General features: G+C 71.9%; 17 protein-coding genes and 1 pseudogene. 11 read left to right on the forward strand and 7 right to left on the reverse strand.

Annotation, left to right across the window (positions count from 1 at the left end; translation table 11 throughout):
• Positions 1 to 52 precede the first annotated feature (52 nt).
• Genes mtrB through MCAG_RS20620 form a run of 3 tightly spaced genes read left to right on the forward strand, consistent with a single transcriptional unit; the run spans position 53 to position 4,252 of the window.
• A complete protein-coding gene (mtrB, locus tag MCAG_RS20610; protein WP_007074919.1) occupies positions 53 to 1,717 on the forward strand; it encodes an MtrAB system histidine kinase MtrB in 1,665 nt (554 codons plus the stop codon).
• Positions 1,714 to 3,534: an LpqB family beta-propeller domain-containing protein gene (locus MCAG_RS20615; RefSeq protein ID WP_036374486.1), complete on the forward strand. Its 1,821-nt coding sequence runs from the start codon at positions 1,714 to 1,716 to the stop codon at positions 3,532 to 3,534. The genes mtrB and MCAG_RS20615 overlap by 4 nt, the downstream gene beginning before the upstream one ends.
• A gap of 1 nt (position 3,535) precedes the next feature.
• A complete protein-coding gene (locus MCAG_RS20620; protein ID WP_007074921.1) occupies positions 3,536 to 4,252 on the forward strand; it encodes a ComF family protein in 717 nt (238 codons plus the stop codon).
• A gap of 91 nt (positions 4,253 to 4,343) precedes the next feature.
• On the opposite strand, the gene MCAG_RS35065 is transcribed toward MCAG_RS20620, so the two are convergent.
• A complete protein-coding gene (locus MCAG_RS35065) occupies positions 4,344 to 4,631 on the reverse strand; it encodes a hypothetical protein (RefSeq protein WP_232290438.1) in 288 nt (95 codons plus the stop codon).
• Between MCAG_RS35065 and hpf the strand changes: the two genes are divergently transcribed.
• Positions 4,512 to 5,138 carry a ribosome hibernation-promoting factor, HPF/YfiA family gene (hpf, locus tag MCAG_RS20625; RefSeq protein WP_232290404.1) on the forward strand — a complete coding sequence of 209 codons (627 nt, stop codon included), beginning with the start codon at positions 4,512 to 4,514 and terminating at the stop codon, positions 5,136 to 5,138. The two genes, MCAG_RS35065 and hpf, sit on opposite strands and share 120 nt — an antisense overlap.
• A gap of 30 nt (positions 5,139 to 5,168) precedes the next feature.
• On the opposite strand, the gene MCAG_RS20630 is transcribed toward hpf, so the two are convergent.
• Complete coding sequence (locus tag MCAG_RS20630; protein WP_007074923.1) at positions 5,169 to 6,293, reverse strand: GNAT family N-acetyltransferase; 1,125 nt, start codon at positions 6,291 to 6,293, stop codon at positions 5,169 to 5,171.
• Complete coding sequence (locus MCAG_RS20635) at positions 6,290 to 7,492, reverse strand: GNAT family N-acetyltransferase (RefSeq protein WP_007074924.1); 1,203 nt, start codon at positions 7,490 to 7,492, stop codon at positions 6,290 to 6,292. Before MCAG_RS20635 ends, MCAG_RS20630 begins: the two co-directional genes overlap by 4 nt.
• Before the next feature lie 162 nt (positions 7,493 to 7,654).
• Here MCAG_RS20635 and secA point away from each other — a divergent pair, with 162 nt between their 5' ends.
• Entirely contained in the window at positions 7,655 to 10,570 is a 2,916-nt protein-coding gene (gene secA, locus MCAG_RS20640; protein ID WP_007074925.1) for a preprotein translocase subunit SecA, read from the forward strand.
• A 67-nt stretch (positions 10,571 to 10,637) separates the two neighbouring features.
• Here the strand turns inward: secA and MCAG_RS20645 are convergent, their stop codons facing one another.
• From MCAG_RS20645 to MCAG_RS20655, 3 genes and pseudogenes are all read right to left on the reverse strand, one after another.
• A complete protein-coding gene (locus MCAG_RS20645; protein WP_369751375.1) occupies positions 10,638 to 11,861 on the reverse strand; it encodes an IS30 family transposase in 1,224 nt (407 codons plus the stop codon).
• Between the two features lie 259 nt (positions 11,862 to 12,120).
• Positions 12,121 to 12,724: pseudogene (locus MCAG_RS20650) on the reverse strand (Rv3235 family protein).
• Positions 12,725 to 12,822: 98 nt separating this feature from the next.
• Positions 12,823 to 13,050, reverse strand: coding sequence for a helix-turn-helix domain-containing protein (locus tag MCAG_RS20655; protein WP_007074927.1), 228 nt, complete (start codon positions 13,048 to 13,050; stop codon positions 12,823 to 12,825).
• A 218-nt stretch (positions 13,051 to 13,268) separates the two neighbouring features.
• Here MCAG_RS20655 and MCAG_RS20660 point away from each other — a divergent pair, with 218 nt between their 5' ends.
• Positions 13,269 to 13,778, forward strand: a complete 510-nt coding sequence (locus MCAG_RS20660; protein WP_007074928.1) for a hypothetical protein — start codon at positions 13,269 to 13,271, stop codon at positions 13,776 to 13,778.
• A gap of 84 nt (positions 13,779 to 13,862) precedes the next feature.
• Here the strand turns inward: MCAG_RS20660 and MCAG_RS20665 are convergent, their stop codons facing one another.
• Positions 13,863 to 14,960 carry a hypothetical protein gene (locus MCAG_RS20665; RefSeq protein WP_007074929.1) on the reverse strand — a complete coding sequence of 366 codons (1,098 nt, stop codon included), beginning with the start codon at positions 14,958 to 14,960 and terminating at the stop codon, positions 13,863 to 13,865.
• A 292-nt stretch (positions 14,961 to 15,252) separates the two neighbouring features.
• Between MCAG_RS20665 and pruA the strand changes: the two genes are divergently transcribed.
• The 5 genes from pruA to ftsX all read left to right on the forward strand — a co-directional run bounded on the left by pruA (position 15,253) and on the right by ftsX (position 20,692).
• Entirely contained in the window at positions 15,253 to 16,881 is a 1,629-nt protein-coding gene (gene pruA, locus MCAG_RS20670; protein WP_007074930.1) for an L-glutamate gamma-semialdehyde dehydrogenase, read from the forward strand.
• Between the two features lie 286 nt (positions 16,882 to 17,167).
• Positions 17,168 to 17,683, forward strand: a complete 516-nt coding sequence (locus MCAG_RS20675) for a PadR family transcriptional regulator (protein WP_036377691.1) — start codon at positions 17,168 to 17,170, stop codon at positions 17,681 to 17,683.
• Positions 17,684 to 17,828: 145 nt separating this feature from the next.
• Positions 17,829 to 18,950: a peptide chain release factor 2 gene (gene prfB / locus MCAG_RS20680; RefSeq protein ID WP_007074932.1), complete on the forward strand. Its 1,122-nt coding sequence runs from the start codon at positions 17,829 to 17,831 to the stop codon at positions 18,948 to 18,950.
• Between the two features lie 118 nt (positions 18,951 to 19,068).
• Positions 19,069 to 19,749: a cell division ATP-binding protein FtsE gene (ftsE, locus tag MCAG_RS20685; protein ID WP_007074933.1), complete on the forward strand. Its 681-nt coding sequence runs from the start codon at positions 19,069 to 19,071 to the stop codon at positions 19,747 to 19,749.
• A 67-nt stretch (positions 19,750 to 19,816) separates the two neighbouring features.
• Positions 19,817 to 20,692, forward strand: coding sequence for a permease-like cell division protein FtsX (ftsX, locus tag MCAG_RS20690; RefSeq protein WP_007074934.1), 876 nt, complete (start codon positions 19,817 to 19,819; stop codon positions 20,690 to 20,692).
• Positions 20,693 to 20,822: the final 130 nt, after the last annotated feature.

Raw genomic sequence — 20,822 nt, forward strand, 5'->3', positions numbered from 1 at the left:
CACCCGCCGGTCACCCGCCGCGTGGGAGCTGTGGCGTGCGCTGTCCGGCCGGGTGGCCCGGCTGGTGGCCGGCCTGCACCAGACGTGGCGTCGCTCACTCCAGGTCCGGGTGGTGACCATCACACTGGTCGCCTCCAGCCTGCTCGTCGGCGGTTTCGCCTACCTCATCGCTGACAAGATCACCAACATCCTGCTGGAGAACGCCGAAACAGACGTCCGGCTGCGGCTCAGCAGTGGCAGCGACTACGCGGCCAAACAGTTCAGCCTGTTCAGCCAGGCGCAGGAGGCCCAACTCCAGGACACCATCGACGGCACGGTCAACTACCTGGCCGGCGGCGACCCGCAGCAGACCAGCGGGGTGGTGGTGGCGATCACGGCCGACAACTACACCGGGATCATCGAGCCGCGCTCCTCACCCGACGTGGACGTCCGGCCGCTGATCAGCCGAGAGCTGCGGGCCACGGTCGCCGACGGCAACATCGCCAGCCAGATCCGCACCGGCCGGCTCACCGGAGACACCACGAAATACCTGGTGTACGGCTCCCCGGTACCGACCCGGTTCGGCCAGGTGGAGCTGTACTACCTCGTCCCGCTGACCCGGCAGGACGCCACGGCGACCGACGCCCGGGCCACCGTGGTGGCCACCGGGGCGGCCCTGGTGCTGCTGCTCGGCCTGCTCGCCGCCCTGGTCACCCGGCTGGTGGTGACGCCCGTGCGGGTGGCCGCCCGGACGGCCCAGCGGCTCTCCGCCGGCCTGCTCGATCAGCGGATGGCCGTCAACGGGGAGGACGACCTGGCGCTGCTGGCCGCCTCGTTCAACCAGATGGCGACCAACTTGCAACGACAGATCCTCCGGCTGGAGGAAATGTCCCGCCTGCAACGCCGGTTCACCTCCGACGTCTCGCACGAGCTGCGTACCCCGCTGACCACCGTCCGGATGGCCGCCGACCTGATCTTCGCCGAGCGGGAGGAGTTCGAGCCGGCCGTGGCCCGCAGCGCCGAGCTGCTCCAGGCCGAGCTGGACCGGTTCGAGGAGCTGCTCACCGACCTGCTGGAGATCAGCCGGTTCGACGCGGGGTTCGCCATGCTGGACGCCGAACCGACCGACCTGGTCCCGGTGGTGCACCGGGTGACCGACCGGCTGGCCGGGCTGGCCGAGCGGGTCGGTGTCACCATCGACCTGGACATGCCGGACACCCCGGTGATCGCCGAGGTGGACCCGCGCCGCGTCGAGCGGGTGCTGCGCAACCTGGTCGGCAACGCCGTCGAGCACGGCGAGGGCAAGCCCGTCCTGATCACCCTCGGGCAGGACCGGGCGGCCGTCGCCGTGACCGTCCGGGACCACGGGGTGGGTCTCAAACCGGGCGAGGAGAAGCTGGTCTTCAACCGATTCTGGCGGGCCGACCCGTCCCGGGCGCGGCAGACCGGTGGCACCGGCCTCGGCCTGTCCATCAGCCTGGAGGACGCCCGGCTGCACGGCGGTTGGCTGGAGGCGTGGGGCGCGCCCGGGCAGGGCGCGCAGTTCCGGCTCACCCTGCCCGCCCGGTCCGGCGACCGGCTGACCACGTCGCCGCTACGGTTGGTCCCCGCCGACGCCATCCTGCCCTTCGGCGGCCCCCGGGCCGGCGGGCTGCTCGACATCGGCCCCGGCACCGGGGGAGCCCTGGCCGTCGGGCCGGCGACGGGGGCCGACGACCGGGCGGAGGTGGGGTCGTGAGGCGGCAGGGCCGGTTCGCCGGGCTGCTCGCCGGGGCGCTCCTGCTCACCGGGGCGGCCGGTTGTGGCATCCCCGAGAGGTCCGACGTCAAGGTGGACGGGCAGGTCGCCGCCGCCAAGTCCGGCTCGTCGAGCTTCCGCCGTGACGAGCCGCCGAACCGGCTCGCCAGCGGTACCGACCGCGCGGCCTTCGTCACCAACTTCCTTTCGGCCGCCGCCGGCGAGGCGGACCGTGCCTACTACCGGGTCAAGCAGTTCGTCGCCCCCGAGGGGCGCAGTCGGATTCAGGAGAAGCAGCAGCCCAGCGAGGTGACCCTCACCGTCGTGCGGCTGCGCGAGGCGCCGGTGATCACCGACAGCACGGACGGCACCCGGGTCACGCTGCGGGTGCAGCAGATTGGCCTGCTGCGCGCCGACGGCACCCTCATGCCGCCGGTGGCCACCGAGACCGAGTACCGGTTCGAGCTGCGCGCCGCCGCCCAGGAGGACAAGCCGGACACCGGCTGGTACGTCGCCGACCCGCCGCCGAACGTGCTGCTGCTCAGCGATCAGGCGCTGCGGCAGTACTACCAGACCCACATCGTCTACTTCTGGAACACCAGTCGCACCCAGCTCGTGCCCGACCAGCGTTACCTGCCGCTGGCCGTGCCCGACGAGCGGCGGGTCACCGAGGTGGTGAAGTGGCTGACCGCCGGGCCGTCGGAGTGGCTGGGGCCCGGGACGAGCCGGCTGCCCGACGGCACCCGGCTGATCAACAACGCGACCGGGGCGGACGGGCGGTGGGAGGTCAACCTCGACATGCCCGTGGACGCGGACGACCGGCGGGTGGAGGACTTCGTCGACCAGCTCGCCTGGTCGCTGCCGGAGCTGGACGGCCAGCTCGAACTGCGGATCCACAACCAGACCCGGGTGACGGTGCCCGACCTCAGACAGCGCCGACGGGCCCGCCTGGCCTACCCGCTCAGCGCCAACCCGCAGCGGTTCTGCGTCTACGACGGCGCGGTCCACCCGCTCGACTTCGGCGGCGGTGAGGCGTTCGGTGTCGCGCCGGTCACCGAGGCGGTCAACAAGGGCGTCGTCTCGGCCGGGTTCAGCCGCTCCCACGACGGGATCCGCGCCGCGCTGGTGACCGCCGGGGCGGACAAGCGGCAGCGGCTGGTGGTCGGTGTCGGCGCGGCGCCGGTGTCGATCGTCCAGCGCGGCACCCGCACGTTCGCCGCGATGGGCCGGCCGGTGTGGCTGCGCTCGCCGGCCCCGGACCGGCCGCAGGGCCTGGTGGTGGCCGACGGCACGCTCTACCGCTTCGACTCCGGCGCCCAGTTGCGGGCCGTCCCGCTGACCGCCGAAGGCAAGGTGACGGCGGTGGCGGCGTCGCTGGACGGGCACCGCATCGCGGTGATCGTCGGCGGCGCGCTGTACGTCGCGGCGGTCAACCTCAACGGCGGCGTGGTCACCGTGGGCCCGGCGCGTCGGCTGGTCACCTCGCTGACCGACCTCTCCGCGGTCGACTGGGCGGGGGAGAACACCCTGCACCTGGCGGGCTCCGCCGGGCGGCCGGCGATCTACGACATCAGCGTGGACGGCGCCCTGGAGACGCCGCTGCGCCGGGACGTCGGCGCCCGGGTCACGCACCTGTCGTCGTACCCGCTGAACGCGGTGGCGCCGTTTCCCAACGGGAACCTGATGTACGAGGCGAACGGGGTGGCGTACCGCAACAGCCCGTTCGACACGATCAAGCGGGACGAGGTGCGGGACGTGACGCCTCCGCTGGCCGGGGTGCAGGCCGGCAACCCGACCGCCCCCTTCTTCCTCTACTGAGGTGCGCGCGGTCGCCGGCCTCTGGGCGGATCTGGCCGACCTGGTGCTGCCCGTGGAGTGCGCCGGTTGCCGGGAGCGCCGGGCGGCCCGGTACGGGTTCTGCCCCGGCTGCGTGACGGCCCTGGCGGCGCTGCGGCCCCGACCGGTGCGCCCCACCGCGGCCCCGCCGGGACTGCCCCCGTGCGTCGCCCTCGGCCCGTACGGCGGCGCGCTGCGGGAGGCGCTGCTGGCGTACAAGGAACGGGGCCGGCACGGGCTGGCCCGGCCGCTGGGCGGGCTGCTCGCCGAGGTGGTGGCTGGTGCGGTCGGCGCGGCACGGCCGGTGCTGCTGGTTCCGGTGCCGGACACCGCGATGGCGGCCCGCGCCAGGTACGGCGACCACCTCGACCGGCTGGCCCGGCACGCGGCGGCCCGACTGAGCCGGGCCGGCTGGCCCGTGCAGGTGCTCCGGCCGTTGCGGGCGCTGCCCCGACCGGACTCGGCCACCCTGGACAGCGCGGGCCGGGCCCGTGCGGCGCAGTCGGCCTTCCGGGCCCGGCCGAGGACCGCCCCGCCCAGGGCCCGCGCCGGGGCGCCGGTGCCGGTGGTCGTGCTGCTCGACGACATCGTCACCACCGGCGTCACCCTGGCCGCCGCAGCCCGGGTGCTGAGCGCGACCGGCCTGTCGCCCATGGTCGCGGCGGTCCTCGCCGCGACGGAGAAACGCCACCGTTCGTGACTCAACGTGTTTCTGATTCACCCGACCGTGTGGGGCCTGTGAAAATTCTGAGGCTTTGCGCGATGGGGGGTGACGGCCGGGCGAACAGGGGTTAGCGTTTTCGTGTCGGGGGTAGGAAGGCATTCCACTCGCCCCCGGCGGTGAGAGGAGGCGTAACCGCACTGACCCGGTCGACGCCGAACGAGGGTTCCCCTGAAGGCGAGCCGGCCGGGATTTCCGGATCGAAGACCGTCCGAACAAGGGAGGTCACGTGGACATCGTGGTCAAGGGCCGGAACGTCGAGGTCCCGGATCATTACCGGGTGCACGTAGCCGAGAAGCTCGCAAAGATCGAACGTTACGATCACAAGCTTATCCGCGTCGATGTCGAGTTGTTCCACGAGCGTAATCCGCGCCAGTCCGACCATTGCCAGCGGGTCGAGATAACGTGCGTTTCCCGTGGTCCGGTGATTCGGGCCGAGGCCTGCACCGACGATTTCTACAGCGCACTCGACGCCGCGATCGCCAAACTGGACAACCGGCTGCGCCGGGCTGCGGACCGCCGCCGGGTCCATCGGGGCCGGCACGCGCCGATCTCCGTCGCGGCGGCCACCGCCGACCTGCCGGTCGCCGGCCTCGATGCGCCCGTCCCGGCCCTCGACGGCGTCCGATCGGCCACGGCAACCGCCGTAGCCGAGCGGTTCGAGGAGGAGCCTGACGACCAGCCCTGGCACATCGCCCGGGCGAAGGTCCACCCCGCCGAGCCGATGACGGTCGACGACGCGCTGTTCCAGATGGAACTGGTCGGGCACGACTTCTACCTGTTCCACGACAAGGAGTCCGGCCGCCCCAGCGTCGTCTACCGGCGACACGCCTACGACTACGGCATCATCTCCCTCGACATCTGACCCCGACGGTGGCCCCGCTGGCCCGGTGGGTCAGCGGGGCGCGTCGGTGGCGAGCAGGCCGTACAGGACCGAGTCGATCCGGGTGCCCCCGGGGCCGGGCAGCCGGCCGCGCAGCAGGCCCTCCCGGGAGAAGCCGGCGCGCTCCAGCACCCGCTGCGAGGCCGCGTTCTCCGGCCGGGTGCCCGCCCAGACCCGGGCGAGCCCCACCCCGTCGAACGCCCAGCCGGCGACCAGGCGCACCGCCCGGGTGGCCAGGCCCCGGCCCCGCCCCGCCGGCAGCAGGCTGTAGCCGATCATCGCCTGCCCAGTGGCCGGCTCGTCGTGGTGCAGCATGCACCCGCCGGCCAGCTCGCCGCCGCGCGCGTCCACGATCGCCAGATCGGCCGAGACCCCGGTTAGCCAGCGGCTGCCCGCCAGCCGGCAACGCCGCTCGACGTCGCCGAGCGACGGCGGCTGCGGGGGCACCCGGTTCGCGACGACCTCGGGCAGGCGGTGCAGCCGGAACAACGCCGCCGCATCGTCCGGCCCGACCGGGCGCACGGTCACCACGCCGTCGGTGAGCCGGCCGCCGGGCAGGTCGGGCAGGAGCCGGGGCGTCGGGCCGGGCGGGTCGTCGGCCAGGCGTACCCAGCAGACCAGGTCCTGCCGGTCGCCGTCGCGTGCCAGGTTCGCCGCCCGGCGTACCCCCTCGTGCCGGAACCCGGCGGCGAGCGCGACCCGCTGGCTCGCCGTGTTCTCCGCGTGGGTGAGCAGCTCCAGGCGGGCCGTACCGTGCGCGAAGGCCGTCGCCGCCAGCGCCCGGGTCGCGGCGGTGGCCACCCCGCGGCCCCGCGCCCACGGCGCGACCCAGTAGCCCAGCTCCGCCTGCTCCCGCACCGGCACCACGTTGCCCAGGCCGGTGCCGCCGAGCAGCCGGTCGGTGGCCGGATCCGCGATCGCGTACGCGGCCCCGCCGGCAGCCCACGCCGCGGGGGCGCCCTCGGCCACCCACCACCGGGCGTCGGCCTCGGTGTACGGGCTGGGCATGCCGGAGATGAACCGCTGGGTGAGCGGGTCGGCGCAGGCCGCCGCGACGTCGGGCACGTCCGCGGCGCGGAACGGCCGCAGCCGTACCCCCTCGGCCCCGACGGCGTCGGGCAGGCGGGGCCCGCTCACGCCTCGCCCCCCGCCGAAGCGGACGTGGCCCCGGTCAGGTCCCCGGGCAGCAGCGACGCGACCCAGGCGTCGGCCCGGCCGCCGGCGCGGGTGGGCAGGAAGTCCCGCGCGGTGCCCTCCAGGGTGAACCCGGCCTTCTCGGCGGCCCGGCGGGAGGCGGTGTTGCCGACGAAAGCGCGCCACTCGACGCGGGCGAGGCCGAGAGTGGTGAACCCCCAGGCGGCCAGGGCGGCGGTCGCGGCCGGCATGTATCCCCTGCCCCGCGCGTGCGGCGCGGTCATGAAGCCGACCATGCCCCGCACCGGGTCGGCGGCGGCGATCCGCAGGTCGACCGAGGCGACGTACCGGTCGTCGCCGTCGGCGACCGTGAAGTACGCGCCGGTGCCGCGCGCCCAGCTCGCGTCGGCGACGTCGCGCTTGAACCCCTCGGCGTGCGCTCGCTCGTACGGGGCCGGCACCGTGGTCCACTCGATCGTCCGCGGGTCCCGGCAGGTCTCGGTGATGGCGTCGAGGTCGCGCTCCTCGATCGGCCGCAGCCGCAGCTCCCGCGCCCCGACGGTGGCGAACAGGGTGGGCTGCGGTCGGCCGAAGACGGCGGCCCGGCGGGCGTCGAGGGTGTCCGGTCCGGCGGGCCCGGGCGCGCCCGGCGCGGGCAGGTCCTCGGGGAACAGGGAGCCGATCCAGCCCTCTCGCCGCCCGCCGGGCGACGGGTGGGCCAGCCGCAGTTCGCCCTCCACCCGGAAGCCGGCGCGCAGCGCGGCCAGCCGGGAGGCGTGGTTGCCGATCTCGGCCTGCCAGATCAGCCGGCGCAGCCGGAGCGCGTCGAACGCCCAGCGGGCCACCGCCCGGGTGGCCCTGGCGGCGACGCCCCGGCCCCGGGCCCACGGCGCCACCCAGTAGCCGATCTCGCCGGAGTCCGTGGTCTGGTCCAGCGACACCAGCCCGCACGAGGCGAGCAACTCGCCGGTGACGGCGTCGCAGACGGCGAACGGCGCGCGGGACCCGGCCCGCCAGTCCCCGGCGCTGACCTCGGTGACGTAGGCGCGGGCGTGTTCGGGCAGGTACGGGCGCGGTACGGTGGTCCAGCGCTGGATGTCCGGATCCTGGCAGGCCCGGTGCACGGCGTCCGCGTCGGCCGCCCGCCAGGGTCGCAGCAGCAGGCCGTCCTCGGTGAGCTCCACGGGTTCCACCCGAGCCATCGTGCCGGATCTTTCGCGCTGGGCGTAACCGGATATCCCGCCGCCCGGCCGTCGGTCGGAGCGTTATGTCGGTTTCTCGCCGATCAGACCGCCGCCACCAGTGACCATCGGGCCGACGGAGCGCCTACGATGGTTCGAGACTGTCTAGGGGAGCGTTGATCCGTGTCGATTCTGGAAAAGGTCCTTCGCGCGGGCGAGGGCCGCATGGTGCGCCGGCTGAAGGCCATCGCCGCCGCCGTCAACTCGATCGAGGACGACTACGTCAACCTCACCGACGACGAGCTGAGGAGTCTCACGGACCAGTACCGGGAGCGGCTCGCCGACGGTGAGACCCTCGACGACCTGCTGCCGGAGGCGTTCGCCGCAGTGCGCGAGGCGGCTGCCCGGGTGCTCGGGCAGCGACCGTACGACGTCCAGGTGATGGGCGGCGCGGCGCTGCACTTCGGCAACATCGCCGAGATGAAGACCGGCGAGGGTAAGACCCTGACCTCGGTCATGGCGGTCTACCTCAACGCGCTGTCCGGCAAGGGCGTGCACGTGGTCACGGTCAACGACTACCTGGCCCAGCGTGACGCCGCCTGGATGGGGCGGGTGCACGAGTTCATGGGCCTGACCGTCGGCGTGGTGCTGCCCAACCGGCCGGCGAGCGAGCACCGCGCCGCGTACGAGTGCGATATCACCTACGGCACCAACAACGAGTTCGGCTTCGACTACCTGCGCGACAACATGGCCTGGTCGAAGGACGAGCTGGTCCAGCGCGGCCACAACTTCGCCGTGGTCGACGAGGTCGACTCGATCCTGATCGACGAAGCCCGGACGCCGCTGATCATCTCCGGCCCGGCCGAGCACTCGGCCAGGTGGTACGGCGAGTTCGCTGGAGTGGTGGCCCGCCTCCAGCCCGGCAAGGACGGCGAGGGCGACTACGAGATCGACTACGCCAAGCGCACCATCGCGGTGACCGAGCGCGGCGTGGCCAAGGTAGAGGACCGGCTGGGCATCGACAACCTCTACGAGTCGGTGAACACCCCCCTCGTGGGCTACCTCAACAACGCGATCAAGGCCAAGGAGCTCTACAAGCGCGACAAGGACTACATCGTCAGCGACGGCGAGGTCCTGATCGTCGACGAGTTCACCGGCCGCATCCTGCATGGGCGGCGCTACAACGAGGGCATGCACCAGGCGATCGAGGCCAAGGAGGGGGTGGAGATCAAGCAGGAGAACCAGACCCTGGCCACCATCACCCTCCAGAACTACTTCCGCCTCTACGAGAAGCTGTCCGGCATGACCGGCACGGCCCAGACCGAGGCGGGCGAGTTCAACAAGGTCTACAAGGTCGGCGTGGTGACCATCCCGACCCACCGGCCGATGGTCCGGGAAGACCGGGCCGACGTTATCTACAAGACCGAGAAGGCCAAGTTCAACGCGGTCGTCGAGGACATCGCCGAGCGGCACCAGGCCGGCCAGCCGGTGCTGGTGGGCACCGTCTCGGTGGAGAACTCCGAAATCATCTCCCAGCTGCTGCGCCGCCGGGGCATCCCGCACGCCGTGCTGAACGCCAAGTTCCACGCCCGGGAGGCGGAGATCGTCGCCCAGGCCGGGCGCAAGGGCGCGGTCACCGTGGCCACCAACATGGCCGGCCGGGGCACCGACATCCTGCTCGGCGGCAACGCCGAGTTCCTCGCCGCCAACGAGCTGCGCCAGCGCGGCCTCGACCCGGCGGAGAACGAGGAGGAGTACGCCAAGGCGATGGAGGAGGTCCTGCCCAAGTGGAAGCAGGCCTGCGACGCCGAGGCGGAGGAGGTCGCCGCCGCCGGCGGGCTCTACGTGCTGGGCACGGAGCGGCACGAGTCCCGGCGGATCGACAACCAGCTGCGCGGCCGGGCCGGCCGGCAGGGTGACCCGGGCGAGTCCCGCTTCTACCTGTCGTTGCAGGACGAGCTGATGAAGCGCTTCCGGGCCGGCGCGGTCGAGGCGGTGATGGAGCGCTTCAACATCCCGGAGGACGTGCCCATCGAGTCGAAGATGGTCACCCGCCAGATCAAGAACGCCCAGGCCCAGATCGAGGGCCAGAACGCCGAGATCCGCAAGAACGTCCTGAAGTACGACGAGGTGCTCAACAAGCAGCGCCAGGTCATCTACGCCGAGCGCCTGCGGGTGCTCAACGGCGAGGACCTCTCCGACCAGGTCCGCAACATGATCGACGATGTCGTCGGCGCGTACGTCGTCGGTGCGACCAGTGACGGGTACGCCGAGGACTGGGACCTGGAGCAGCTCTGGGCCAGCCTCAAGCAGCTCTACCCGGTGGGCGTGACCCTGGAGGAGCTGGAGGAGGAGGTCGGCTCCCGGGCCGGCCTGGACCAGGACTTCCTGGTCGCCCGCCTCAAGGAGGACGCGCACGCCGCGTACGACCGGCGCGAGGAGCAGCTCGGTGCCGAGGGCACCCGCCAGCTCGAACGGATGGTGCTGCTCCAGGTCATCGACCGCAAGTGGCGCGAGCACCTCTACGAGATGGACTACCTCCAGGAGGGCATCAGCCTGCGGGCGTACGCCCAGCGCGACCCGGTGGTGGAGTACCAGCGCGAGGGCTTCGACATGTTCGCCACCATGATGGACGGCATCAAGGAGGAGACGGTCGGCTTCCTCTACAACCTGGAGGTCCAGGTCCAGGAGGCCGAGCCCGAGGCCGAGGAGGTGCAGCTGCTGGAGAAGCCGGTGGAGATCAAGGCCAAGGGCCTGGGTCGCGCCCCCCAGCAGCAGGGTCTGCAGTACTCCGCGCCGACCATCGACGGCGAGGCAGGTGCCGGCGCGGTCGCCGTGGAGCGGCCCGAGGAGCAGGCCCCGCCGGTGCGTGCTCCGCGGGCGGAGCGGCGTGCCCGGCCGGCCGCCCCGCCGGCCCCGGAGCCCCAGCGCGCCCCGGCCGCCTTTGGCGGGAGCGGGCAGGCCGTGGCGGCCAGCTCGGCCCGCCGCACGGCCCCGGGCCAGGCGGAGTCGGGCAACCCGTCCCGCAACGCGCCCTGCCCGTGCGGCTCCGGCCGTAAGTACAAGCGCTGCCACGGTGCCGCCAACGGCGGCAACTGACCCACCGCGACACCGACGGGCCCCGGCGAGTAGGCGGTTTCTGGGGGTCCTCGCAACACCTGATGGCTTAGTTGGCTGTCAGTAGACTACGCAGACGCTCGGCTGGGTTGTCCCAGCCGAGCGTTTGTCGTGGGCGGCCGTTGAGTTCTTGGGCGACGTGCTCAAGGTCTTCGGGCCCGAACACGGACAGGTCGGTGCCCTTGGGGAAGTACTGGCGTAGCAGGCCGTTGGTGTTCTCGTTCGATCCGCGTTGCCAGGGTGAGTGCGGGTCGCAGAAGTAGACGGGCACCCCGGTGGCGATCGTGAACTGCTTGTGGGCGGCCATTTCCGTTCCCTGGTCCCAGGTCAGGGATCCGCGCAGGTGGGCCGGCAGGGTGCCGATGAGGTCCACGAGGACGTCGCGGACTTCCTCGGCGGTGTGTCCGCCGGGCAGGTGTCCGAGCATCACGTATCGGGTGGCGCGTTCGACGAGTGTCACGATGGCGGACTGGTTGCCCGCCCCCATGATCAGGTCGCCTTCCCAGTGACCGGGCACGGCGCGGTCGGTGACCTCGGCCGGGCGATCACTGATCATGATCATGTTGTCGACGAACCGTGGGGTGCGCTGGTCAGGATGACGGTGCGGCTTGCGTCGGGTCCGGCCCGTCCGTAGTGCCGCGGCGACCTCACGCTTGAGCGCGCCACGGGCTTGGACATACAACGCCTGGTAGATCGTCTCCGCGCTCACACGCATCTCCTGGTCCTCGGGATGCTCCCTGACCAGAGCGTTGCAGATCTGCTGCGGTGACCACCGTTTGCGCAGCCCGTCGCCGACAAAGTCACGCAACGGACCGTCCTGCAGGAGCTTGCGGTCCTTCGGCCGGGGCCGGGACGCGACCCAGGCCCGGTGCGCGGCGTAGGCACGGTAGACGCCGTCGGTGCCGGAGTGGTTGTCGATCTCGCGCTTGACTGTCGAGGCGGGCCGCCCGAGCGCTCGCCCGAGCGCCCGCAGCGACTGGCCACCGCGCCGCATGTCCGCGATCGTCTCCCGCTGCACCAAGGTCAGGAACCGTGAGTGCAGCTCCTTGTCCAGCGCCGTCAACGACGGCGGCACCTGAGTAACCACCCCGGTGTTGTAGTCCACCCGGCGCCCATCCCGATACGTCCGCGAGCTACCTGACTTGCGCACTCCCCAGTCCCAGTCCTTGGCGGTGCGCTCGTTGACCCCGACCTGCCACGCGGCACGGCGTCGGGCAACCCCCTGCTTACGCAGGCGCTCGTACTCATCCCGACGCGGGTGACGCCGTGAGATGGGCTTCGAACGCAGCCCTGCCCGACGAGCCCACCCATACGCGGTGTTCCGGCTGACACCAGCCTCACGCGCAGCAGCGGCCACGCTACCGACGCGATCAAAGATCTCGACAAACTTTGCCTTGAGCTCAGCGGAAACCGACACGGTCCTCGCAACTCCCAGAAGATCTGGGTGTTGCGAGGACCGCTAGATCCCGAGGTACGCCGGGGCCCGTTTGCGTCCGCCCGCCCCTGCCCGCCCCGCCCCCACCGGCTTGCGGTCAGAGGACCTGGAGGGCGGTGCAGAGCCAGCGCCCGCGGCGGTGCTCCAGGCGCAGCGCCATCGCCCAGGTGCGGCCGGTGGCGGAGACCACGACGGCCGCGGCCTCCACCGCCGCCGGGCGGGGTTCGCAGACCCGCAGCCGGCGAAAGCCGCACGGTCGGGCGGGTCGAGCGGCGACGCACCGGGCCGGTGCGCGCGGCGGCCCTGGTCAGCTCCTGTACCACGTCGGCGGCCTGGGTCGGCTCGCTCATCGGGCGGATCTGCCCGAGCGGCCGGTAGCCGTTGATGATCTCCAGGCAGGTGGTGACGAACCGTTGGGCGGCCCGGGTTGCCTCCGGGGTGGCGGTCACCAGCGCGGCGGGCGGCGGGGCCGTCGGGGTGGCCCGCCCGGGGCCGCCGGGGGTGGGGCGCGGGTCGTGCGGTCGGCCGCCGGGGCGGGACGGGCCGCGCCGGTGCGCCTCGAACAGGTCGAGGGCCAGTTGGGCGGCGACCGGGTGGGGCCAGCCTTCGGCCGGCTCCTCGACGAACGGCGGGTCGAACGGCGGCGCGGGGCGAACCCGGACCGGGGGACGGATGGGACCGGGACGGCGGGACTCGATCACCAGCTACCCCCAAACCCTTCGTTTGCTTTCGTTTGCCTTCGACAGCCTCGATTCTCGGCCACGTAGCGGTCACGGTCAATGGCGTGGTTGTGGCTGTGTTACTCCGGGTCGCGGTCGGTCAGCGGGTTGCCCCGGACCCACTCCGCCGTCTCGGCGTACTTGCGCTGGATGTACTCCTCCAACCGGGCCCGCTCGACGCGCCACTGCCCCCGGCCACCGATCTTGATGGCGGGCAGCTCGCCGCTGCGCACCATGTGGTAGACCTGCGAGTCCGACACGTTGAGCTCGGCCGCCACGTCGGAGAGCAGCAGGAACCTCGGCTCCACGGAATCTCCCGGAGTTGGGATCGTTTGCTTCAGTTTGCCATCCGGTGCCGACAACGCCGCCCCGTGCGGGGCGCTTCGGTCGACACGCCGCCCCAGACGGGCCCGCGCGGCAGCTTCCCGCCGCACGGGTGTGGGGTGTATGACGGTCACGGCGTACGGCATGATCGGCGCCCGGGCCCGCGCACGCCGGCCCGGAGGCGGAGCGGGGGAGACCACCGGTGAACGACGAGCTTGTCCGGGTGTACGTTCCGGCGATCGTGCCCATGCTGGCCCGCCTGCCCGAGCAGGGGCTGCCGGAGACGGACGCGCACGCCGTCACCCCCGCCCTGCGCGAGTGGTACGCCGAGGGCGACGAGGAGGAACTGGAGTACGTCGCCTTCACCCGGGCCGCCCAGGACGCCCTGATCCTGCTGCGGGACGACCCGGCCGCGCCCCGCCGGCGGGTGGTGGTCTCGGTCGACGTGCCGGCCGCCGCGCTGCGCCGCACCGACGACGTGCTCGGCTCCAGCGCCGTCCGGCTGGTGCGCCCGGTGCCGGTGTCGGCCGTCGCCGCGCTGCACGTGGACGGCGACGATGCGGTCACCGACGTGGCGGCAGCCGCCGCCGTGGCCGCCGAGGCCCTGGCCGGCGACCCGGACGCCCAGTTCACCGTCGACGGCGCGGAGGACCACGAACTGGAGTGGTACGACGTCACCGAGCTGGAGCAACTGCTCCGCGCCGCCTCCTGACCGACGTCTTGCGCTCGCGCCCCTGAGATCCCACGCCGGGCGTCAGCGATTGGCCGCGTCCCGGCTCTCGCCCCGTTCGGGCCGTCAGCGGTCGGCCTTCGCCTCCGGCTGCGCCGCCTCCTCCGGCCCGGCCTCCTCGTCCTCGTCGCCGGCCGAGGGGTCCAGGGTGCGGCCGAAGGCGACCAGCGCGGTGAGCGCGCCGACGAAGAACACCCAGATGCCGTTGTCGATCCGGGAGGTGCCCAGTGAGGTCTGGGCGACCGAGTCCGCCTCGCTCAGCGCGCTGGCCAGGTCGAGCAGGGACCGGCCGCCGACCCGGATGATGATCTCGGCGAGCAGCAGGAGCAGGCCGGGGCCGGCCCCGGCCAGCAGGTAGCCGGGCCAGCGGATGGCGCTCTCTCCCGGAGTGCGCCGTTGCGCGCGGCGACGCGCCCAGGTCAGGTACCCGAAGGCGAGCAGGCCGGCCACCAGGCCGGCGAGCAGGGACTCCGTCCGGGACACCCACTTGGCGGCGGTGACCAGCGACTCCTGGGTGTCGCCCGCCCCGAACAGATCGAACAGCGGGTCCCGGGCCCGGCTGAACGCCACCACGAAGACCAGCACCCCCAGCGTGGCGGTGACCACCGCCCCGCCAACCCGGGCGTTGCCGGCACCGGCCACCGCACCGCCGATGATCGCCGCCGCGGCGGCGGTGCCGGCGATGACGTTGGTGGTCGCGTTGTCGAAGTAGGTCAGGTTGATCACGACGGCGGCGGCGAGCCCGACCAGCAGACCGGTGCCCGTCGCGACGACGAAGCGCAGGGTGGCCCGGTCCATGCCGCGCCGGGCCAGCAGGTTCGTCACCGCCAGGGCGACCGCCGCACCGGCGACCAGCGCGGCCGAGATCACCCCGGGCAGCGCGAACGCGGAGAGACTGATCGCGGTGATCCCCGCCTGGGCGGAGGTGATCGCCGCCCGGGTGGACCAGAGCATTGCGGCCAGCCAGCCGACCGTCAGCAGCGCGAGCACGACCGCACCGGGGGCGCGGGTGACCGTACCTCCGTCGGCCGCGAGGGGGTCGCTCGCCGGCTCCTGCCCGGCGGGCGACAGGGGTCCGGCCGCCGGCTCCGGCCCGGGGGCCGGATCGGCCTCCACCGGCTGGTCCGGCTCCGTGGCCATGGAGCTGCCGGGCTGGTTGCTCATCGTCTTCCCTTCGACGGGCGCCCGGCCCACGCCGGCGCTGCCGGGACGCGGCGGGCTGGTCACCGGCCATCCAGGGTACGCGCCGCCGGACCCGCCGCCCGCCCCGCCGGCCGAGACCGGCGTGGGGGCGGGCGCGGGCGGGGCGGAGCACGACGAGTCCAGAAACGCCTCGTGGGAGAATCGGCGCAGGTCCCGCCGCCGCGACCGGTACACCGCGCGGTGCCCCGGCGTCCGGTCACCCGGCCGGCCGCCCGCGGGTCCGGTTTCGCCACCGCTGTCGCCAGGAGCGCTGATGGACGCCGTGTTCTTCGTACCCGAGCCGCGTAACGAGCCGGTCCGCACCTACGAGCCGGGCAGCGTCGACCGGGAGCGGCTCCAGCGGAGGCTGGCCGAGCTGGCCGCCGAGCGGATCGACCTGCCGATGACCATCGCCGGCGAGCAGCGGATGGCCGGCGGCGACCCGATCGACGTCGTCCAGCCGCACCGGCACGCCCACGTGCTCGGCGTCACCGGCCACGCCACCCACGACGACGCCCGCGCCGCCGTGCGGGCCGCGAAGGAGGCCGCCCCGATGTGGCGGTCGCTGCCGTTCGCCGAGCGTGCGGCGATCTTCCTGCGCGCCGCCGAGCTGCTCGCCGGCCCCTGGCGGGACACCCTCAACGCGGCCACCATGCTCGGCCAGTCGAAGACCGCCGTCCAGGCCGAGATCGACTCGGCGTGCGAGCTGATCGACTTCCTCCGGTTCAACGTGCACTTCGCCCGGGGCCTGCTGGAGGAGCAGCCGCTCTCCTCCCCCGGGGTGTGGAACCGGTTCGACCACCGCCCCCTGGAGGGCTTCGTCTACGCGGTCACCCCGTTCAACTTCACCGCGATCGCCGGCAACCTCCCCTCCGCGCCGGCCCTGCTCGGCAACACGGTGGTCTGGAAGCCGGGCCCCACCCAGCAGTTCGCCGCGCACTTCACCATGCGGCTGTTCGAGGCGGCCGGCCTGCCGCCCGGCGTGATCAACATGGTCACCGGGCGGGGCGAGGAGGTCTCCGACGTGGTGCTCGCCGACCCGGACCTGGCCGGCATCCACTTCACCGGCTCCACCAAGGTCTTCCAGCACCTGTGGCGGACCGTCGGCGAGAACATCCACCGCTACCGGGGCTACCCCCGGCTGGTCGGCGAGACCGGCGGCAAGGACTTCGTCGTCGCGCACGCCAGCGCCGACGTCGACGCGCTGCACACCGCCCTGATCCGGGGGGCGTACGAGTATCAGGGTCAGAAGTGCTCGGCGGCGTCCCGGGCGTACGTGCCCCGGTCGTTGTGGTCCGGCGGGCTGCGTGACCGGCTGGCCGCCACCGCCGACTCGCTGACCTACGGCGACGTCACCGACTTCACCAACTTCGGCGGGGCGGTGATCGACGCGAAGGCGTTCGACCGGCACACCGCCGCGCTGGAGCTGATCTCCGGCGACCCCTCCTGCACCGTGCTGGCCGGCGGCACCGCCGACGACTCGGTCGGGTGGTTCGTCCGGCCGACCCTGTTCGAGTGCACCGACGCCACGCACGAGACGTTCACCACCGAGTACTTCGGGCCGATCCTCGGCGTGCACGTCTTCGACGACGCCCGCTTCGACGACGTGGTGGCCCAGGCCGAGTCGGTCGCCCCGTACGCGCTGACCGGTTCGATCTTCGCCACCGACCGCCGGGTGGTCGACGCGGTGGCCGAACGGATGCGCTACGCGGCCGGCAACTTCTACATCAACGACAAGCCGACCGGCGCGGTGGTCGGGCAGCAGCCCTTCGGCGGCGCCCGCGCCAGCGGCACCAACGACAAGGCCGGTTCCTGGCACAACCTGGTTCGCTGGATGTCCCCCCGGACGATCAAGGAGACCTTCGTCCCCCCGACGGACCACACCTACCCCCACATGGGCTGAGTGCAAGGAAGGGCCCCCTGTTATCGCTTTCGGTATAGCAGGGGGCCCTTCCTTGCGCCCGGGCGTCTGCCCCGGGCACGCCCGGGCGTCTGCCGGGAGCGCGCGCCCGCAGAGCGGACGGAGTGCCGCGCGAGCGTGAGCGGACGCGCCCGGCGCGGCTAGCTGCGCGGTCGGTCACCAGCCCTTAACGGACTGTCGTCCGCCGACAGTGCACATTGGAAGCCATCCGGGTGGCGAAAATGGCAAATCCTGGACGGCGGGTCGGTAAAGTGGCAGCGTAATGGGCATGGCGGATTCCGGAGTGAACCCCACGGCGGCGGCCCTGCTCGGGCTGCTCCACGAGGGTCCCATGACAGGCGGTCAGCTGATGGCCGCCGCCGAGCGCAAGCTCGCCCCGTACTGGTCGATGACCCGCAGCCAGGTCTACCGGGAGCTCCCGGTGCTGGCCGAACGCGGTCTGGTGCGGCTGGGCAAGCCCGGCCCGCGCTCCAGCCAGCCGTACGCGATCACCGCGGCCGGCAAGCGGACGTTCTCCCGGTGGCTGGCCGAGGACCCGGGGCGCGACACCATTCGCAATCCGGTCGCCCTACGGATCGCCTTCGGCAGCCTGCACTCGGCCAACCAGCTACGCAACCTGCAGGCATCTGCCAACGAATATCACACCGAGGCCCTCGCCCGGGTGCGGGAACAGGTGAAGAACGCCAAGAAAGAGGGCGACAACTTCGACGCCAGCGCGCTGGAGTTCGCCGTCGCCTACCACAAGGCTGCCCTGTCCTGGTTGAAGAGCGCCCCGGTCGGCTGATCTTCCCGTGCGGCCCGCCACCCCGCCACCGGGCCGCACGGGAAGGGCCCGAACGGCCGCTCCCTGCCCTCGCCGGTGACAGTTTCGGCTCGTGACCGCGGGGCTGGCAAGCCCACTCGGCTCCCCCGCAGTACGCTTGTCAGTCGTGACCGCTGCCGATTACGCCGAACAGCTCAAGGAACTCGACGCCATCCTGCGCAACATCGAGGCCGTGCTCGACCTCGATCGGCTGCACGAGGACAAGGCCCGGCTCGAGGAGCAGGCCTCCGCGCCGGACCTGTGGGACGACCAGGCCAAGGCGCAGCAGGTGACCTCCCAGCTGTCGTACGTCAACGGCGAGATCGACAAGCTGGGCAGCCTGCGCTCCCGGCTCGACGACGCCCGGGTGCTGCTGGAGCTGGCCGAGGCCGAGGACGACCCTGGCGTGCTCGCCGAGGTGGAGACCGAAATCGGGGCGCTCACCAAGAGCATCCAGGACATGGAGGTCCGCACTCTGCTCTCCGGCGAGTACGACTCGCGGGAGGCGCTGGTGGCGATCCGGGCCGGCGCGGGCGGCGTGGACGCGGCCGACTTCGCCGAGATGCTGCTGCGGATGTACCTGCGCTGGGCCGAGCGGCACGGCTACCCGACCGAGGTCTACGAGACCTCGTACGCCGAGGAGGCGGGCCTGAAGTCCGCGACCTTCGCGGTCAAGGTGCCCTACGCGTACGGCACCCTCAGCGTGGAGTCCGGCACCCACCGCCTCGTGCGGATCAGCCCGTTCGACAACCAGGGTCGCCGGCAGACCAGCTTCGCCGGCGTCGAGGTCCTGCCGGTCACCGAGCAGACCGATCACATCGACATCCCCGAGAACGAGGTGCGGGTCGACGTCTACCGGTCCTCCGGCCCGGGCGGGCAGAGCGTCAACACCACCGACTCGGCCGTGCGGCTCACCCACATTCCGACCGGCATCGTGGTGACCTGTCAGAACGAGAAGTCCCAGCTACAGAACAAGGCGTCCGCGCTGCGGGTGCTCCAGGCGCGGCTGCTGGAGCGCAAACGGCAGGAGGAGCAGGCCAAGCTGAACGGGCTGAAGACCGACGCCGCCGGCTCGTGGGGCGACCAGATGCGCTCGTACGTGCTGCACCCGTATCAGATGGTGAAGGATCTCCGAACCGAGCAGGAGACGGGCAATCCGAGCGCGGTCTTCGACGGAGAACTGGACAGCTTCATCGAGGCCGGTATCCGGTGGCGCAAGCAGCGCCAGCTCGCCGGCGACGCTGCGTGATCATCTGTGGGCGGAGCGCGTCGTCGATCTCCCGCTAACCGGGCGTTTCGATGACGCGCCCCGCATCAACGGGGCGTGGGGCTTGGCTCCTCGGTTACACCGCGTAGACTCACCACCCGTGATTCAGCTTGAGCAAGTGACGAAGACGTACCCGAAGGCGTCCCGGCCTTCGCTCGACAACGTGTCCGTCTCGATCGAGAAGGGCGAGTTCGTCTTCTTCATCGGCCCATCCGGCTCCGGCAAGTCCACCATCATCAAACTGCTGCTGCACGAGGTGACCCCGAACAAGGGGCGCGTCGTCGTGAACAGCAAGGACGTGACCTCGATGCGGTCGTGGAAGCGCCCCCACTTCCGGCGTTCCATCGGCTGCGTCTTCCAGGACTTCCGGCTGCTGCCGAACCGCACCGCGTACGAGAACGTGGCGTTCGCCCTTGAGGTGATCGGCAAGACCAAGGCGGTCGCCCGCCGGGTCGTGCCCGAGGTGCTGGAGTTGGTCGGGCTCGGTGGCAAGGAGCACCGCTACCCCCACGAGCTCTCCGGCGGTGAGCAGCAGCGGGTCGCCGTGGCGCGGGCGTTCGTGAACCGCCCGCTGATCCTGCTCGCGGACGAGCCGACCGGAAACCTGGACCCGGACACCTCGATCGAGATCATGCGGCTGCTGGACCGGATCAACCGCACCGGAACGACCGTCGTGATGGTCACGCACGACTCGAACATCGTGAACCAGATGCGCCGCCGGGTCGTCGAGATCGAGAGCGGCCGTATCGTGCGTGACCAGGCCCGCGGCGTCTACGGGTGAGCCGGCGCTCCACCCCTGTGCAGCCTGACGACGAACACCTCACGCCGGAGACCCGGAGGAATTCCCGATGCGCGTGAAATACGTCCTGTCCGAGGTACTGGTCGGACTGTGGCGCAACGTCACCATGACCATCGCGATGATCATCACGTTGGCCGTGTCGTTGACCATGCTCGGTGTCAGCGGCCTTGTGTACAGCAAGGTCGACGACATGAAGGACCTCTACTACAAGAACATCCAGGTCTCGATCTTCTTGAAGGGGGAGGTCACCGAGCAGGAGCGCACCGATCTGGAGGCCAAGCTCAAGAGTGACCCCCTGGTGAAGGAGGTCCTCTACGTCAACAAGGACGAGGCGTACAAGCGCTTCCAGGAGATGTACCAGGACGCGCCGGACCTGGTCAGCGCCGTGAAGCCGGACCAGTTGCCCGAGTCGTTCCGGCTCACCCTGGTCAACCCGGAGCAGTACAAGAGCATCTACGACCAGTACAAGGACACGGCGGGCGTCGACGAGATCGTCGACCAGAGTCAACTGCTGGACAAGATCTTCGACCTCTTCACCGCCGGCCAGAACATCGCCCTGGCCGGGGCGATCGCGATGGCCATCGCCGCCCTGCTGCTGGTCGCCAACACCATCCAGGTGGCCGCGTACAGCAAGCGGCGCGAGGTGGCGGTCATGAAGCTGGTCGGCGCGTCCAACTGGTTCATCCAGGCACCGTTCGTCCTGGAGGCTGTGGTCGCCGGCCTGATCGGCTCGTTCCTCGGCCTGGGGGCGCTGATCGCCCTGAAGTTCTTCCTGTTCGACGGCTCCCTGAGCGCGTTGCAGGGCCTGTTCTCCCCAGTGACCTGGAGCGACATCTTCCTGATGTTCCCGATCATGGCGGGCGTCGGCGCGCTGGTCAGCGCCGTCACCGGCTGGGTCACCCTCCGGTTCTACCTGCGCGTCTAGTCGCTCACCGGGTCTGTCGGCGACAGCAAGGGCCTCCCGGCGCGGAATAATCCGCGCCGGGAGGCCCTTGTCGTTCGGGTAGCATGATCTCCGCTTCCGGCCCGGCAGAGCCGGGGCCGGGGCCGGGCGA

The organism is Micromonospora sp. ATCC 39149, assembly GCF_000158815.1.
Classification (GTDB): domain Bacteria; phylum Actinomycetota; class Actinomycetes; order Mycobacteriales; family Micromonosporaceae; genus Micromonospora.